General features: G+C 64.0%; 16 protein-coding genes. 11 read left to right on the top strand and 5 right to left on the bottom strand.

Annotation, left to right across the window (positions count from 1 at the left end; all coding sequences use genetic code 11):
- Positions 1–3: 3 nt before the first annotated feature.
- Entirely contained in the window at positions 4–624 is a 621-nt protein-coding gene (imuA, locus tag AB688_RS17215; protein ID WP_054891570.1) for a translesion DNA synthesis-associated protein ImuA, read from the bottom strand.
- Positions 624–1241, bottom strand: coding sequence for a transcriptional repressor LexA (gene lexA / locus AB688_RS17220; RefSeq protein ID WP_063545264.1), 618 nt, complete (start codon positions 1239–1241; stop codon positions 624–626). Before lexA ends, imuA begins: the two co-directional genes overlap by 1 nt.
- A gap of 183 nt (positions 1242–1424) precedes the next feature.
- On the opposite strand from lexA, the gene AB688_RS17225 reads away from it, so the two are divergent.
- The 8 genes from AB688_RS17225 (at position 1425) to AB688_RS17260 (ending at position 8439) form a co-directional block, all read left to right on the top strand.
- Entirely contained in the window at positions 1425–2102 is a 678-nt protein-coding gene (locus tag AB688_RS17225; protein ID WP_063545265.1) for a thermostable hemolysin, read from the top strand.
- A complete protein-coding gene (locus AB688_RS17230) occupies positions 2092–3555 on the top strand; it encodes an AMP-binding protein (protein ID WP_063545266.1) in 1464 nt (487 codons plus the stop codon). The genes AB688_RS17225 and AB688_RS17230 overlap by 11 nt, the downstream gene beginning before the upstream one ends.
- An 8-nt stretch (positions 3556–3563) precedes the next feature.
- Complete coding sequence (locus AB688_RS17235; protein ID WP_063545267.1) at positions 3564–4244, top strand: TenA family transcriptional regulator; 681 nt, start codon at positions 3564–3566, stop codon at positions 4242–4244.
- The gene (locus AB688_RS17240) at positions 4231–5037 is read left to right on the top strand and encodes an SDR family oxidoreductase (protein WP_063545268.1); all 807 of its coding nucleotides are present in this window, start codon (positions 4231–4233) and stop codon (positions 5035–5037) included. The genes AB688_RS17235 and AB688_RS17240 overlap by 14 nt, the downstream gene beginning before the upstream one ends.
- Positions 5034–5675 (top strand): tetratricopeptide repeat protein, encoded by a 642-nt coding sequence (locus AB688_RS17245; RefSeq protein WP_063545269.1) that lies wholly within the window; start codon positions 5034–5036, stop codon positions 5673–5675. The genes AB688_RS17240 and AB688_RS17245 overlap by 4 nt, the downstream gene beginning before the upstream one ends.
- Positions 5676–5677: 2 nt before the next feature.
- Complete coding sequence (locus AB688_RS17250; RefSeq protein ID WP_063545270.1) at positions 5678–6340, top strand: response regulator; 663 nt, start codon at positions 5678–5680, stop codon at positions 6338–6340.
- Positions 6337–7698 (top strand): sensor histidine kinase, encoded by a 1362-nt coding sequence (locus AB688_RS17255; protein WP_063545271.1) that lies wholly within the window; start codon positions 6337–6339, stop codon positions 7696–7698. The genes AB688_RS17250 and AB688_RS17255 overlap by 4 nt, the downstream gene beginning before the upstream one ends.
- Before the next feature lie 81 nt (positions 7699–7779).
- A complete protein-coding gene (locus AB688_RS17260) occupies positions 7780–8439 on the top strand; it encodes an HAD family hydrolase (RefSeq protein ID WP_063545272.1) in 660 nt (219 codons plus the stop codon).
- Positions 8440–8503: 64 nt separating this feature from the next.
- On the opposite strand, the gene AB688_RS17265 is transcribed toward AB688_RS17260, so the two are convergent.
- On the bottom strand, positions 8504–9703 hold the full coding sequence (locus tag AB688_RS17265; RefSeq protein WP_063545273.1) for an MFS transporter: 1200 nt from the start codon (positions 9701–9703) through the stop codon (positions 8504–8506).
- 113 nt (positions 9704–9816) lie between these two features.
- Positions 9817–10716 carry a LysR family transcriptional regulator gene (locus AB688_RS17270; protein ID WP_063545274.1) on the bottom strand — a complete coding sequence of 300 codons (900 nt, stop codon included), beginning with the start codon at positions 10714–10716 and terminating at the stop codon, positions 9817–9819.
- 127 nt (positions 10717–10843) lie between these two features.
- Between AB688_RS17270 and AB688_RS17275 the strand changes: the two genes are divergently transcribed.
- Entirely contained in the window at positions 10844–11182 is a 339-nt protein-coding gene (locus AB688_RS17275) for a cupin domain-containing protein (protein WP_063545275.1), read from the top strand.
- On the opposite strand, the gene AB688_RS17280 is transcribed toward AB688_RS17275, so the two are convergent.
- Positions 11179–11721, bottom strand: a complete 543-nt coding sequence (locus AB688_RS17280) for an RrF2 family transcriptional regulator (RefSeq protein WP_063545276.1) — start codon at positions 11719–11721, stop codon at positions 11179–11181. The two genes, AB688_RS17275 and AB688_RS17280, sit on opposite strands and share 4 nt — an antisense overlap.
- A 277-nt stretch (positions 11722–11998) precedes the next feature.
- Here AB688_RS17280 and AB688_RS17285 point away from each other — a divergent pair, with 277 nt between their 5' ends.
- Together AB688_RS17285 and AB688_RS17290 are read left to right on the top strand one after the other, a co-directional pair.
- Positions 11999–13201 carry an NAD(P)/FAD-dependent oxidoreductase gene (locus tag AB688_RS17285; RefSeq protein ID WP_063545277.1) on the top strand — a complete coding sequence of 401 codons (1203 nt, stop codon included), beginning with the start codon at positions 11999–12001 and terminating at the stop codon, positions 13199–13201.
- Between the two features lie 248 nt (positions 13202–13449).
- The gene (locus AB688_RS17290) at positions 13450–15060 is read left to right on the top strand and encodes a methyl-accepting chemotaxis protein (protein WP_419555269.1); all 1611 of its coding nucleotides are present in this window, start codon (positions 13450–13452) and stop codon (positions 15058–15060) included.
- The last annotated feature ends 16 nt before the right edge of the window (positions 15061–15076 follow it).

The following is a 15076-nucleotide window of genomic DNA, read 5'->3' on the forward strand; positions in this document are numbered from 1 at the left end:
GCATCAGCCTCGTCCGGGAGCGGCGATGGGCGTGGCCGGCACCAGACCGCCACGGCACTTGAGCACTCGCCACTGTGCCGGACGCGTATCGATGGCGATACGCAAAGCCGCAGGCGACGGGTTGTGCGCCGCCTGCTGGGGTCGGCAGGCGAAGGCCAGCGCCTCACCGGTTTCAGCGGCGACCTGCAAGCGGCGCAATGAGCGGTCATCGGCGCGCTCCGGCCAGCACAGCACCGCCGCACAACTGCCAGAGCGCAGGCACTGCTCGGCAGCCCACAGGGCCTCGTCTGGCTCGGCCGCGACCTGCGCCAGCCAGCGCAGATCGACGCCTGCCGCCTGCCAGGCCGGCGCATAGGGAATGAACGGCGGCGCTACCAGCACCACCCGTCCACCCTCGCCGCTCAGCCGGGCGAGGGTCGGCCAGAGCAACTGCAGTTCACCACAACCGGGGCTGGCCAGCAGCAACTCGCTGAGCGCCGCCGATGGCCAGCCCCCTTCAGGCAGGCGCTCGTCCAGCGCGGCATGACCGGTGGGCTGCAAGCCGAGCGGGCGCGCCTGGACCTGCCGCCCACGCCAGATTCGGCGCTGGTCGAGCAACCCATCGAGATCGACTACCGCGCCCATCAGTCACGCCTCAGCAGGCCGCAGAACACACCTTCGATGCAGAAGTCGTGCTCGGGGCCCACGTCGATGGGGGCATAGGCCGGGTTGCGTGGCAGCAGCCGATAGCCACCCGCCACCCGTTGCAGGCGCTTGATGGTGACCTCGCCATCGAGCCGTGCAACGACGATCTGCCCGTCGCGAGCATCGCCCTGCTGGAGAATGCCGACCAGATCGCCGTCGAGGATACCGTCGCCGATCATCGAATCGCCGCGCACCTTGAGCAGGTAGTCGGGCGTGCGACGGAACAGGCTGGGGTCGATCAGCAATTGTTCGTGGATGCCCAGGTCCGGACCGATCGGCGCACCGGCGGCGACCCGGCCAAGCACCGGAATCTCGAGGATTTCCGGTCGGCGCAGCGGTTCGGCCAGGCGAATGCCCCGCGCCTGGTTAGGCGTGACCTCGATGTAACCACCCTCATGCAGGGCAGTGATGTGCTTGCGCGCCACGCTACGCGAGGCGAAACCGAAGCGCTCGGCGATATCGGCCAGGCTCGGCGGCTGGCCGTGGTCGGCGATGCGCTCGCGGATGAATTCGAGAATGGCGCGGCGTTTGGGGGATAGTTTGTCCATGGAGCACATTTGTACTCTTTTCCAGGAACACTGAACAGCCCCCTTCGTCGCCGCACCTCGGGTCCTTGCCCAGACCGACACCCTCGAACAGTGCCCCTGCTGCGCGCGCCCAACATCGAACGCACCACTTCAGATTCCATTCAGATTCGATACCGATAATCCACCCCGTCAAGCCCAATTAGGGGGAGTTTCATGACCGAATCTCAATGGAGCAGCCTGCTCCCACTCGCTATCGGCAATCACCCGGATCATCGCGCGCACCTGTCGCTTCATCGAGCGGATGACCTCGCGCGCAAGGACTTGGAGCACTTTATCCACCAATGTTTTGCCACCGTGCACCGGGCCGATGTGCAGCATTACCTGCCAGAGCTGCTGGCATTGCAGGACAGTCACGGGCAACTGATCGCAGCTGCAGGCATGCGCCCCGCCTGCGAGGGTCCGCTTTTCCTCGAAAAGTATCTGGACATGCCCTTGGAGGCCGCCGTTTCCCAGCTCACAGGCACTTCGCCAAGCCGCGCCTGCATGGTCGAGGTAGGCAACCTGGCTTCGCTCAGCGCCGGCAGCGCCCGCATCATTATCATTGCCATCACCTGGCTGCTTGCCATCCGTGGCCTTGAGTGGGTCGCATTCACCGGCGCCGCGACCTTGATCAACAGCTTTCGGCGGCTAGGGCTGACACCCACCGTGCTGGCGTCGGCAGACCCAAACCGCCTTCGAGGCCAGGTAGACCAATGGGGGACCTACTATGACCAACGCCCCCAGGTGTTCGTCGGGCGCATCGGCGACGGCTTCGACGCGTTGACCCGATCCGGCGTATTCCAACGACTGGGCTTTCCCTTGATTGCCAAGGAGGCCGGTCATGCTGCGTGAACTGGAGCGTTTCCGCGAGCAGCTGATGTCGCTCGCACGTGATCATGCCGGTGCCGTGGCGGTCAAGGGAGCGACTGACCGTTACACCTATCGGCAATTGCTCGCAGAGGTGGGGCTGCGCGCTCAGGTGCTGCATCGACAACCTGCGGGTACATTGGTACTGGCCCTGGATAACGGCCCTGAGCTGTTGTTCTGGGATCTGGCTGCCTTGTTCGCAGAGCGCCCCTGCGTGATCGTGCCGTCGTTCTTCAGTGCGGCGCAGTTCGATCACTGCATCGTCCAAAGCGGTGCATCAGCCGTGTTGTGCGCGACGCAGCGGACGCCGCATCTGCCAGACAAGGGATTTGTCCAGAATGGTGAATTCTGGGTACGCGAAAACGCGACCCGCGCAGAGTTGCCTGATGGCACAGCCAAGATCACCTACACCTCTGGCAGCACCGGCAACCCCAAAGGTGTCTGCCTCAGCGCCGAAGCCATACTGCGTGTAGCGCGCGAGCTGGAAGCTGCCAGCCGACCAGCCGAAACACTGCACTATCTGGCAGTGCTGCCAGTGGGTGTGCTGCTGGAGAATATTGGCGTCTACGCCGCACTGATGGCGGGCGCCTGCGTACAGCTATACCCGCAGCAGCAGTTGGGCATGAACGGGGCGAGCCAGGTCGACTTCAAGCAACTGCTGGGCGTCATTGCGCTCAGCGGTGCTCAGAGCCTGATACTCGTACCGCAATTGCTGATGGGGCTGGTCATGGCCATCGAGCGCGGACTGATGCGCGTTGGCCCACTGCGTTTAGTCGCGGTGGGCGGTGCACGGGTATCGCCAAGCCTGCTGGCACGGGCCGAAGCGGTCGGGTTACCGGTGTTCGAAGGGTATGGTCTGTCGGAATGCGCGTCAGTGGTTGCGCTGAACCGTCCGGGGGCCATTCGCCCTGGCAGCGTCGGCAAGCCATTGCCCCACGTGCAGGTGCGCATTGCCGAGGACGGCGAGGTGCTGGTGGCCGGCTCGACCTTGCTTGGCTACCTGGAGGACGCCCCGGTTACCCGGTCATGGTGGGCGACCGGCGATCTCGGCCACCTCGACGACGAGGGCTACCTGTACCTGAACGGGCGCAAGAAACACCAGTTCATCACCAGCTTCGGGCGCAACGTCAACCCAGAGTGGGTTGAAGCCGAGCTGACCCAGAGCGGCGTCATCGCCCAGGCATTCGTACATGGCGAAGCCTTGCCGCACAACCTGGCACTGCTGTGGCCACTGGACCCCACCGCCAGCGATGAAGCCATCGAGCAGGCCGTGCAGCACTGCAACGCGCAACTGCCCGATTACGCCCGCGTGTCTGCATGGCGCCGGTTGCCGACCCCACTGAGCATCCATGACGAGACCCTGACAGCCAATGGCCGTCCCCGGCGCGAGGCGATCCTGAAGCGTTACCACACGTTGTTATCCGAGATTTCTTTGTGAGGTCTACCATGTCCTTTTTCGACACGCTGCAAACACAGACAGCCCAACAACGCCAGGCATTGTTCGCTGTGCCGGTGATCCGTGAAGCCTTGGCCGGCCAGGTCAGCCTGGACAGCTATGTCGCCTTCCTGACCCAGGCCTACCACCATGTTCGTCACACCGTTCCACTGATGATGGCCTGTGGCGCACGCTTGCCGTCGCGGCTGGAGTGGCTGCGCGGCGCGGTGTGCGAATACATCGACGAGGAGTACGGCCACGAGCAGTGGATTCTCAACGACATCAAGGCGTGCGGCGGTGACTGGGAAGCGGTACGTGATGGTCGACCGGCACTGTCGATAGAGCTGATGGTCGCCTACCTCTACGACCTGATTGCTCGCGGCAACCCGGTCGGCCTGTTCGGCATGGTCAATGTGCTCGAAGGCACCAGTATCGCCCTGGCCACCCAGGCGGCGGGCACCATCCAAAGCACCCTGGGCCTGCCTAACCAAGCGTTCAGCTACCTCAGCTCCCATGGTGCGCTCGACCAGGGCCACATGCAGACCTACAAACAGTTGATGGACCGTCTCGACGATGCTGCGGATCAACAGGCCGTCATCCACGCAGCGAAAGTCGTCTATCGCCTGTACACCGAGATGTTCCAAGGCTTGCCACGCGCTGGGCTGCATGAGGTGAATCATGCGTTTGCCTGAATCTGTCGTGATCCTTACCGGTGCCAGTGGCGGCATTGGCCTGGAGCTGGCCGAGCAGTTGTGCGCTGCCGGTGCCCAGGTGCTGGCCGTCAGCCGACACATGGGCAAGCTGGCCAGCCTGATGAACCGATACCCGGACCGTCTGTACTGGCAAGCCGCCGACCTGCGCACACGAGAGGGGCGAGAACAGGTGGTCGCCCGCGCCCGCGAGAGGGGCCACGTCAACGTGCTGATCAACGCCGCTGGCGTGAACAGCTTCGCCCTGCTCGATCAGTTGGACGAGCAGGCGCTCGACGAACTGCTGGACATCAATCTGAAGGCGCCGCTGCAACTGACACGTGCCTGCCTACCACTGCTGCGTGCTCAGCCCAAGGCGCTGGTGGTCAACGTCGGCTCAACCTATGGATCGATCGGCTATCCGGGCTACGCCACCTACTGCGCCAGCAAGTTCGCCTTGCGCGGGTTCTCGGAGGCGTTACGCCGTGAGCTGGCCGACACCACGGTCAACGTCCTGTACGCCGCCCCCCGGGCGACCCATACCGCCATGAACAGCAGCGCCGCGACCGCGCTCAACCAAGCGCTGAAAGTCGGCATGGACGACCCGGCAGATGTCGCGCGCGCGGTGCTGGAGGCCGTGCAGTCCGAGCGCAGCGAGGTATACCTGGGCTGGCCGGAAAAACTCTTCGTGCGGATCAACAGCATGCTGCCAGGCATCGTCGATCGTGCGCTACGCAAGCAACTGCCCGTCATTCGCCGCTATATCGGCAACCACTCCAAGGAGTCGATCAAATGAAGCGCCTGTTCGTCGCCAGCTTGCTGGCATTCACACCTTTGACCTGGGCATTGGACCAGGCCGGCTCCGAACACCTGAGCAGCCTGCAGCAGCGCTGGGCGCAGATCCAGTATCAACTGCCCAAGGAAAAACGTGCCGACGCGCTTGAAAAGCTGGCTGGCGATGCCGCCACGTTCGTGCATCAGTACCCCGGCGCCCCTGAACCCTTGATCTGGCAAGGCATCATCAACAGCAGTTGGGCCGGGGCTACAGGTGGCCTTGGCGCATTGAGCAAGGTCAAGGCGGCGAAGGCCAGCCTGGAACAAGCCATGAAACTGGACCCCAACGCCTTGCAGGGTTCGGCCTACACCAGTCTCGGCACGCTATACGACCAAGTGCCTGGCTGGCCGATCGGGTTCGGCGATTCCGACAAGGCAGACGCCTTGCTGCGCCAAGCCCTGCAGATCAACCCAAACGGGATCGACAGCAACTACTTCTGGGCCGATCACCTCTACCGGCAGAAGCGTTATCCTGAAGCCACTCAAGCCCTGCACAAAGCCTTGCAGGCCCCACCGCGACCAGGACGTGAGTTGGCTGACCAAGGTCGACGCGGCGATATCGATGCTTTAATGAAAATGATCAAGGACAAACAGGACTGAGCATGCGGCTGCTGCTGGTTGAAGACGACATTGCACTGGGCGAAGGGATCTGTGACGGTTTGCGCCAGCAAGGCTACACCCTGGACTGGCTTCGTGACGGTGTCAGTGGCTTGCATGCGCTGCAACATGAGAGCTTCGACCTGGTGATTCTGGATCTTGGTCTGCCTCGCATGGATGGCCTGGAACTGTTGCGACGGGTGCGCGCCGGTGGCGAAAGCCTGCCGGTGCTGATCCTCACGGCACGGGATGCACTGGACGACCGTATCTCCGGCCTCGATGCCGGCGCTGACGATTACCTGGTCAAGCCTTTCGACCTCAACGAGCTCAAGGCGCGCTTGCGCGCCTTGCTGCGGCGCAGCGCCGGGCGCGCCAAGCTATTGATCGAGCATGCAGGCGTCAGCCTCGATCCGGCCACCCAGCAAGTGCACTACAAGGGTAACGAGGTGGTGCTGACCCCCAAGGAATACCTGCTGCTGCACGAACTGTTGGCGCAACCGGGCAGGGTCTTCACCCGTGAACGCCTGACCCAGCTACTGTATGGCTGGGACGAAGAGCCCGAGAGCAATACCCTGGAGGTCAATATCTACCACCTGCGCAAGAAGCTGTTCAACGGACTGATCCGGACGGTGCGCGGGATCGGCTACCTGGTCGAGGCCAAGGCATGACTTCGCTACGCCAACGCACACTCTGGCGGGTGATGCTGTTGCTGCTACTCGGCACCGGCCTGCTGGCGCTCTACAACTATCACGACAGCCGCCGCGAAATTAACGAAGTCTATGACGCCCACCTCGCCCAGAATGCCCGCCTGCTACAGGGCGTCATGAGCATGCCGGTGCAGGAAGGCTCACGGGAAGTGCTGTATCAGGCCTTCAACCAGGCGTTGAGCAAGGCAGGACGGCATCAGGTCGGGCACCCGTATGAAAGCAAACTGGCTTTCCAGGTGTGGCAGGAGGGGGCAGGCCTGCTGGTGCATACCCCCAGCGCACCGGCGATGCCGCCTCCAACTGCGGCGGGCTTCTACGATTTCATCACCGCTGGCGAACAGTGGCGTGGTTTCGTGTTACCGGTGCCGGAGAAACATTGGGTGATCTGGGTAGGCGAGCGTGACGACGTACGTTACGACCTGATCGACCGCATCGTGCGTCACACCCTGCTGCCTTTTCTACTCGGCAGCCTGGCATTGGCATTGCTGGTCTGGGTCGCCATTGGCTGGGGACTTGGACCGCTTCAGAACATGGCCAATGTCATACGCGGGCGTCACGCCGACTCGCTGGAGCCCCTGCAACTGGTGCCTCTGCCCTCGGAGCTTGAGCCCATGCAGGCCGCCATCAACCGCTTGCTGGCACAGATCAAGGACCTGCTACGGCGCGAGCATCGGTTCATCGCCGATGCCGCCCACGAAATGCGCACGCCGTTGGCGGTCCTGCGCCTGCATGCACAGAACGCCTTGGCTGCCAGTAACGATAGCGAGCGGCAAAAAGCGCTGGGCTTTCTCATGGGCGGGGTCGATCGGTTGACGCGAGTGGTCAATCAGCTGCTGACACTGGCCCGCGTCGAGCCCCGGCTGGGTCAGCGTGCGACTACCCGCGTAGACCTGGCCGAGGTGGTCGCCGACACTCTGGCCGAGCTGACCCCATGGATACTGGACCGGGGGCTGGAGCCCTCCCTGGAGATCGACGAAGGCGACCATCACCTGGTGATCGATGCTGGCGCGCTGGGCATCGCCCTGCAGAACCTGGTGTCCAACGCAGTAGAGCATTCACCCCCGGCAGGCCGCATCATCGTGTCACTCAAGCGCCTGGACAACGCCTTCGAATTAGTGGTCGAGGATGAAGGCCCGGGTATCGATGAAGCGAGTCTTTCCCGTGTATTCGAACGCTTCTACAGTCGTAACACCACGAACGGTGCAGGTCTTGGTCTTTCGATCGTGGCGACCATCATCGATCGCCTTGGCGGCCAGGTGCGACTGGAAAATCGACCGCACAAAGGCCTGGCCGCCACCTTGCGACTGCCCATGGCGTGATGCCGAATCCCTTGACCGGTAATCGATCGATACAGGTATGATGGCCGCTGCTGAATTGTTTCTTCACTGCCAGGATGCCCGATGCTGACCGCCCTGCTGTTCGACCTCGATGGGACCCTCACCGACACCGACACCCTGCACCTGCAGGCGTTTCGCAAGCTGCTGCACGATTACGACGGCCGCGAACTGACCCAGGAGCAATTCAACGCCCAGGTCAGCGGCCGCTCCAATGGCCTGCTGTTCAAGGAGCTGTTCCCCCAGGCCGATGCCGCCGAGTGCAAGCACCTGGCCGACCGCAAGGAGGCGCTGTTCCGCGAAATGTCGCCCACGCTCGAGCCGATGCCGGGCCTGCTGCGCCTGCTGGAGCACGCCGAGCGCCATGGCATCGGCATGTGCGTGGTGACCAATGCCCCGCGGCTGAACGCCGAGCACATGCTGGGGGCCATGGGCCTGGGCGAGCGCTTCGAGCATGTGCTCGTGGCCGACGAACTGGCCCGGCCCAAGCCCGACCCACTGCCCTACCTCACCGGCCTCCAGCGCCTGGAAGCCAAGGCCGCGCAGGCACTGGCCTTCGAAGACTCGCTGCCCGGCGTGAAGGCGGCGGTCGACGCCGGGATCTTCACCGTGGCCCTGGCCACCACCCAGCCGGCCGAGCGCCTGCTACAGGCCGGCGCGCAACTGGTGATCGAGGATTACAACGACCCACGGCTGTGGGCGTTGATCGAACAGATGCAGGCTTGACCCTCGCCTCGGTAGGCGCGGCGGTTCGCCGCTGCGACGTGTTCCGCGCCTACCGAAGGGTGGGTCAAGCCCGCCGAGCAACCATCAGGAAGATCACCAGCGCCAGCCCCGGCAATACCGCGCCCACCAGCGCCACGCCATTCCAGCCATAACCCGCATACAAGGCACTGGCCACTGCCGAACCCAGGGCACCGCCGATGAAGATGCTGGTCATGTACACGGCATTGAGCCGCCCGCGGCTGGCTGGGTCCAGTGCGTAGATCTCACGCTGGCCGATCACCATGTTCATCTGCACGGCGAAGTCCAGCAGCACCCCGGTCAACCCCAGGCCGATCACGCTGTAGCCCGGCGCGCTGAGCCCGAACAGCAGCGACAACGGCGCCAGCACCAGGGCCAGCAACGACGCCTGGCGCGCATGCCCGGCATCGGCAAGGCGCCCGGCAATCGGGGCCGCAATGGCGCCCACCGCGCCCACCAATGCGAACAAGGCGATCTGGCTCTGCGACAGGCCATGCTCGGTTGCCAGTGCCAGCGGCACGGCGGTCCAGTACAGGCTGAACGTCGCGAACATCAAGCCTTGATACAGCGAGCGCTGGCGCAGCAACGGGTAGCGCCGCAGCAGCCCGCCCAGCGAGGCCATCAACTCGACGTAGCTGGCCTTGTGCTCCGGCACCCGCCGCGGCAGGGTCACGGCCAGCAGCACGACGATTGCCGCCATCAGCACCGCCGCCCCCAGGAACACGGCACGCCAGCCGAAGTGATCGGCCACCAGGCTCGACAAGGGCCGCGCCAGCAGGATGCCCAACAGCAGGCCACCCATGATGTTGCCCACCACCCGGCCCCGCTGTTGCTCCGGCGACAGATGCGCAGCCAGTGGGATCAGCATCTGCACCGCCACCGAACTGAAGCCGATCAGCAAGGCATAACCGAGAAACAGCTCACCTTGGCCGTGCCCGCTGCTGCCCGCCAGGAGCAGACTGGCGCAGGACAGCACAGCCGTGGCGATCATCAGCCGACGGTTCTCCACCAGGTCGGCCAACGGCACCAGCAACAGCAGCCCCAGGGCGTAGCCCAGCTGGGTGAGCGAGACGATCAGGCTGGCACGCTCGGTGGACAGCCCAAGGTCCGGCGCGATCAGGCCGACGATGGGTTGGGCGTAGTAGATGTTGGCAACGATGGCACCGCAGCAGAACGCCAGCAGTGTCACCAGGCCTCGGCTCAGTGACGTGCCGGATGTAGAGGAAGTCGCTAAAGAAGCAGTCATTTCAGATTATTCACACATGGCAAGACATGCCACGCACCTTAGCGGCCAGGGCCTGCCGAGGGAATCGGAACGCAACGCAAAGCGGCTTTGCGCCAGGCGCAACGCCACCACGCTCAGGGCCTGAGCAACGACTCGCAGAACTCGATGAACGCCGTTACCCGCCGCGACCAGCGATGGTTGGGCAGGTACAGGGCGTTGATATTGCAACTGGCAGCGATCGGATTGGCCTGCCAGCCCGGGAACAACCGCACCAGACGCCCGGCAGCGACATCGTCGCGCACCAGCCAGTCTGCCAGCAGGCTGACGCCACTGCCCGCCACCGCCGCCTCGCGCAGCAAGTCGGAGTTGGCGCAGCGCAAGGGCCCGGCCACATCCACCTCGATCAGCTCGTCTCCTTGGCGCAGTTGCCAAGGTCGCCCCAGGCCGCTATAGCGAAAGCGCAAACAGGCATGCTCGCTCAACTGCGCGGGGTGTTCGAGCGCAGCATGGCTGGCCAGGTAATCCGGACTGGCCACCAGCCAGCGTTCGAAAGTGCCCAGGGTGCGACTGACCAGCTCGTCGCTCGGCGCCGGATCACCCAGGCGAATGGACAGGTCGTAGCGCCCGTCGAGCAAATCGTCGAAGCGGTCGCTCAGGTCGATATCCAGCTCCAGCGAGGGGTAGCGGGCCATGAAGCGGCCCAGGTGCGGCGCAATCATCCGCCGCCCGAACTCCACCGGCAGGCACAGGCGTAGCACGCCCACCGGTTCCTGCCCGCGATCGGCGACGCTGGCATCGGCCTCGGCCAAGGCCGCGACGATAGCGCGGGCGCGCTGGTAGTAGCCGACACCCGCCTCGGTCAGGCTGACCTGCCGGGTCGAGCGGTTGAGCAGGCTGGTACCCAGCTCGCTTTCCAACGCATCGACCAGGCGTGTCACCGACGAGGTCGCAACCCCGAGCCGTCGGCCGGCAGCAGAAAAGCCCTGGGCTTCAACAGTCGCCATGAACATCTTGATGGCCAGCAGCTTGTCCATTGGCGTGATTCCTTGCGCAGTGCCGTAAAGTAGCTCCGTAAGGTAGCTCCGTAACAACCTAGCTCCGTGCGGAAAATCCCGGAACCTTCCTACAATCACCGTCCGGAATCAAGAAAGGCAAACGTCCATGCCCGACAACCTGTTCAGCCCCCTGCCCCCGCTCGACCCTGCGGCCGCCGAGCAATTCGACGAACTGCTGCGCCGCCCAGGGCTGCGCATCGAGCGCATCGTCTCCAGCGGCCAATGCAGCCCGCCCGATTTCTGGTACGACCAGGCCGAAGGCGAGTGGGTGGTGGTTCTCACCGGCAGCGCCGGGTTACGCCTGGAGCACGAAAGCGAAACGCGGGTACTGAAGGCAGGCGACCACCTGGATATCCCGCCGCATTGCCGACATCGCGTGGAGTGGACGCAGGCCGATGCGACGACGGTCTGGCTGGCAGTGTTCTACACAGCCCCTACGCGCTAGAGCTGCTTGAGCGCGATGTCTCCTGCCCCACCCTTGCCATCGCGCCGCTCGCTCATCCAGTCATTGACCTTCTGCCCGAACTCGGCCGGCGCCTTGCGCCCGAAGCGCCGCGCCAGGTCGAGGATGGTCTGCTGGGCCAGTGCCTCTTCCATGCGTTTCTGCGCGCCGAGCATCACCGCATGGATGGCACAGGTACCCTCGGTGGCCCAGCCGGGCGCTGCGCCGTCGAACAGCGAGCAGCGCTCACGGATCTCGCGGCAATCGAAGATCTTCTTCGGTCCATCGATGGCGTTGACGATATCCAGCACGGTGATTTCGTCCGAAGGCCGGGCCAGGCGAAAACCGCCACGCACGCCCTCGGTGGCCGCCACCAGCCCGGCACGCGCCAGCTTGGTGAAGACCTTGGCCAGGTATTCCTGCGGCACCCCTTGCAGTTCGGCGAGATCACGCACGCTGGACTCGCGGCTGTCGCCGCGCTCGTCGATGAGGAACAGCAGGCAGTGAATGCCGTACTCGACGCCCGCGCTGTATAACGACATATCAATCTCCGACCAAATTTATCGCAAATAGTACGCCCTTCCCCAGAAACTGGCAAAGCCATCGGCCACCATCGGTCGCCTGCCTATTTTCCTCAATCACCCAGAACCCTTGATTTATCGCTGGTTCACCTGCAAAGCGAGGGCCGCCTGCGACTGCCCGCTAAAAAAAGCTTGTCGTTTTAAACTACGACCAATAGAGTCGTAGTTATTCGGCAAGCGCAGCAACGCACGCCGGACCTCGACCCAAACCCCTTCGATCCTCTCGCGGAGCCTGTCCATGAACCCACACATCCTGATCATCGGTGCCGGTTTTGCCGGCGTCTGGAGCGCCCTGAGCGCCGCCCGCCTGCTCGACCTCGCCAAGCGTGGCGACATCCACATCAGCGTGCTCGCGCCGCAGGCCGAACTGCGCATCCGGCCGCGCTTCTACGAAGCCGATGTGCACACCATGAAAGCGCCGCTTGGCGAGCTGTTCGAGGCTGTAGGGGTGAATTTCATCCAGGGCCATGCCCAATCCATCGATGCCGACGCACGTTCGGTCGCCTATATCGACGCCAATGGCCAGACCCGCCAACTGGGTTACGAGCGCCTGGTACTGGCCGCCGGCAGCCAGGTTGCCCGCCCTGCCGTACCGGGTCTGGACCAGCACAGCTTCGATGTCGACCAGATGGAGTCGGCGATCAAGCTGGAGCAACACCTGACCGACCTCGCCAGCCTGCCGGCCTCCCCGGCCCGCAACACCGTGGTGGTGTGCGGTGGCGGTTTCACCGGCATCGAGACCGCCACCGAAATGCCTGCCCGCTTGCGCGCAGTACTCGGCGAGCAGGCCAATATCCGCGTGATCGTGATCGATCGCGGCGCACAGGTCGGTGCAGCCCTGGGTGCAGGCATCACCCCAGCCATCGTTGCCGCCTCGCAGCACGCCGGCGTGCAATGGCTCACCAATGCTTCGGTGATCGCGGTGGATGCCGGTGGCGTGACCTTGGACAACGGCGAGTACATCGCCAGCAAGACGGTGATCTGGACCGCAGGCGTCAAGGCCAGCCCGCTGACCGCGCAGATCGCCGGCGAACGTGATGCCCAGGGTCGCCTGCGCGTCGACGAGCACCTCAAGGTCATCGGCCAGCAGCATATCTACGCCACCGGCGACGTGGCCTGGGCCGCAGTCGATGACCTGGGCAACCACGCGCTGATGACCTGCCAGCACGCCATCCCCATGGGCCGTCACTCGGGCAACAATGCCATGGCCGACCTGCTCGGCGAGGCGCCGGTGGTGTATCGCCAGCCCAAGTACGTCACCTGCCTCGACCTGGGCGACTGGGGCGCGGCGTTCAGCGAAGGGTGGGACCGTGAACTGAAGCTGCAGGGCGATGAAGGCAAGCAGCTCAAGCGCCAGATCAACTCGGTCTGGATCTACCCGCCCGAGGCTGATCGCAGCAAGGCCCTGGCCGCTGCCGATCCAATGATCGCCATCGTTTAAGCGAATAAACCTGACAGATCCGTCAAAAAATGACGGATCTGTTTATACGTGTAGTTACATTGAATGACTGGTCAATAATAGTGGCACCGTGGCATTATTGACGTCAAAAAACCTACTAAAGTTAAGGACATTGTACTTTCCCGCAGCGCACCGAGACGCCTGGCCCCTTTCGCCGATTCCGGCCCCACGACCCAGCGCTTGAAGCCTGCACGCCACATTCAAGGAGTAGCTCCATGCACTTAAGGAATATGAAGATCGGTATCCGGGCAGCCAGCGTATTTACGCTGCTGGGCGTTCTGGTGCTGGTCATGGGTCTGATATCGCTGTACGAAACCCGGCGCATGGACAGCGCCACCGATGAAATCCGCGTCACCTGGATGCCGGCGATCATTGCCCTGAACGAGGTCAGCACCAATCTCGGCCGCGCCCGTGCCATGACCCTGCGCAGCGTGATCGAGGAAGATCCCGCCGTCCGCCAGACCACCCTCGGCCGCATCGGCGAGATCAATACTTCGCTCGAAGCAGGCATCAAAACCTACGAATCGACCATCATCGAAAAGGACGACCGCGCCCTGTTCGATAACTTCGTCTCTCTCTCCCAGCGCTACCACGGCCTGCAGAAGTCGATCCGCGATGCCGCGGCCAACGGCGACATTGCCGAGGCCAGGCGCCTGGTCAACGGCCCGCTGGCCGAGTACGCCGACTCGATGATGAAAGCGCTCGGCACCCTGATGCAGTACAACTCCGACGGTGCCGACAAAGCCTCGCAGCGCAGCAGTGACGCCTATGAAGAAGCCTTTACACTGATCGTGCTGTCGCTGGTGGTGATCATCCTCGCGCTGGTGGCCATCGCCGTGCTGCTGACCCGCAGCATCGTCGTACCGCTGGCCGCAGCCGTGAGCGTTGCCGAGCGCGTGGCCACCGGCGACCTGACCCAGGAAATCCGCATCGTCGGTCGTGACGAGCCGGCGCTGCTGCTGCGGGCCTTGAGCCGCATGCAGGAAAGCCTGCGCGACACCATCCGCAAGATTGCGGCCTCGTCCGACCAGTTGGCCTCGGCGTCCGAAGAGCTGCACACCGTCACCGAAGACACCAGCCGCGGCCTGCACCAGCAAAGCGCGGAGATCGACCAGGCCGCCACTGCGGTCAACCAGATGACCGCTGCGGTGGAGGAAGTGGCCAACAACGCGGTCAGCACCGCCGACGCCTCCAAAGGCGCCGACCAGACCACCCGCGATGGCCGCGATCAGGTCAACCAGGCGCTGAGCTCGATCCAGCAACTGGTCGAGGACGTCACCGGCACCTCCAGCGAGATCGAACAACTGGCCACCAGCGCCAACGAAATCAGCCGCGTGCTCGATGTGATTGGCTCGATTGCCGGGCAAACCAACCTGCTGGCGCTCAACGCCGCCATCGAGGCGGCACGGGCCGGTGAAGCCGGACGTGGCTTTGCCGTAGTCGCCGATGAAGTGCGCGCGCTGGCCCACCGGACCCAGCAGTCCACGGCCGAGATCGAGCAGATGATCGGGGGTATCCAGACCGGCACCGAGCGCGCCGTGGGTTCGATGCACAGCAGCCAGGGCCGTGCCAGCGGCACCCTGGAGATCGCCGAGGCCGCAGGTCAGGCACTGGAGCTGATTGCCGAGGCGATCGCCGCGATCAACCAGCGCAACCTGGTGATCGCCAGCGCGTCCGAAGAGCAGGCCCAGGTGGCGCGTGAGGTAGACCGCAATCTGGTGAACATCCGTGACCTGGCGATGCAGACCTCTGCGGGAGCCAACCAGACCAGCGCCGCGGCGCAGGATCTCTCGCGCCTGGCGGTGGAATTGAACGGGATGGTGGCGCAGTTCAAGGTGTGAACTGAAACACCGAGGG

The organism is Pseudomonas putida (assembly GCF_001636055.1).
Taxonomy (GTDB): Bacteria; Pseudomonadota; Gammaproteobacteria; order Pseudomonadales; family Pseudomonadaceae; genus Aquipseudomonas; species Aquipseudomonas machongensis.

What these genes read in the sequence shown, in the direction of transcription:
- imuA (WP_054891570.1), bottom strand. Translation starts at nt 624, where the DNA reads ATGGGCGCGGTAGTCGATCTCGATGGGTTGCTCGACCAGCGCCGAATC.
- lexA (WP_063545264.1), bottom strand. Translation starts at nt 1,241, where the DNA reads ATGTGCTCCATGGACAAACTATCCCCCAAACGCCGCGCCATTCTCGAA.
- AB688_RS17225 (WP_063545265.1), top strand. Translation starts at nt 1,425, where the DNA reads ATGACCGAATCTCAATGGAGCAGCCTGCTCCCACTCGCTATCGGCAAT.
- AB688_RS17230 (WP_063545266.1), top strand. Translation starts at nt 2,092, where the DNA reads ATGCTGCGTGAACTGGAGCGTTTCCGCGAGCAGCTGATGTCGCTCGCA.
- AB688_RS17235 (WP_063545267.1), top strand. Translation starts at nt 3,564, where the DNA reads ATGTCCTTTTTCGACACGCTGCAAACACAGACAGCCCAACAACGCCAG.
- AB688_RS17240 (WP_063545268.1), top strand. Translation starts at nt 4,231, where the DNA reads ATGCGTTTGCCTGAATCTGTCGTGATCCTTACCGGTGCCAGTGGCGGC.
- AB688_RS17245 (WP_063545269.1), top strand. Translation starts at nt 5,034, where the DNA reads ATGAAGCGCCTGTTCGTCGCCAGCTTGCTGGCATTCACACCTTTGACC.
- AB688_RS17250 (WP_063545270.1), top strand. Translation starts at nt 5,678, where the DNA reads ATGCGGCTGCTGCTGGTTGAAGACGACATTGCACTGGGCGAAGGGATC.
- AB688_RS17255 (WP_063545271.1), top strand. Translation starts at nt 6,337, where the DNA reads ATGACTTCGCTACGCCAACGCACACTCTGGCGGGTGATGCTGTTGCTG.
- AB688_RS17260 (WP_063545272.1), top strand. Translation starts at nt 7,780, where the DNA reads ATGCTGACCGCCCTGCTGTTCGACCTCGATGGGACCCTCACCGACACC.
- AB688_RS17265 (WP_063545273.1), bottom strand. Translation starts at nt 9,703, where the DNA reads ATGACTGCTTCTTTAGCGACTTCCTCTACATCCGGCACGTCACTGAGC.
- AB688_RS17270 (WP_063545274.1), bottom strand. Translation starts at nt 10,716, where the DNA reads ATGGACAAGCTGCTGGCCATCAAGATGTTCATGGCGACTGTTGAAGCC.
- AB688_RS17275 (WP_063545275.1), top strand. Translation starts at nt 10,844, where the DNA reads ATGCCCGACAACCTGTTCAGCCCCCTGCCCCCGCTCGACCCTGCGGCC.
- AB688_RS17280 (WP_063545276.1), bottom strand. Translation starts at nt 11,721, where the DNA reads ATGTCGTTATACAGCGCGGGCGTCGAGTACGGCATTCACTGCCTGCTG.
- AB688_RS17285 (WP_063545277.1), top strand. Translation starts at nt 11,999, where the DNA reads ATGAACCCACACATCCTGATCATCGGTGCCGGTTTTGCCGGCGTCTGG.
- AB688_RS17290 (WP_419555269.1), top strand. Translation starts at nt 13,450, where the DNA reads ATGAAGATCGGTATCCGGGCAGCCAGCGTATTTACGCTGCTGGGCGTT.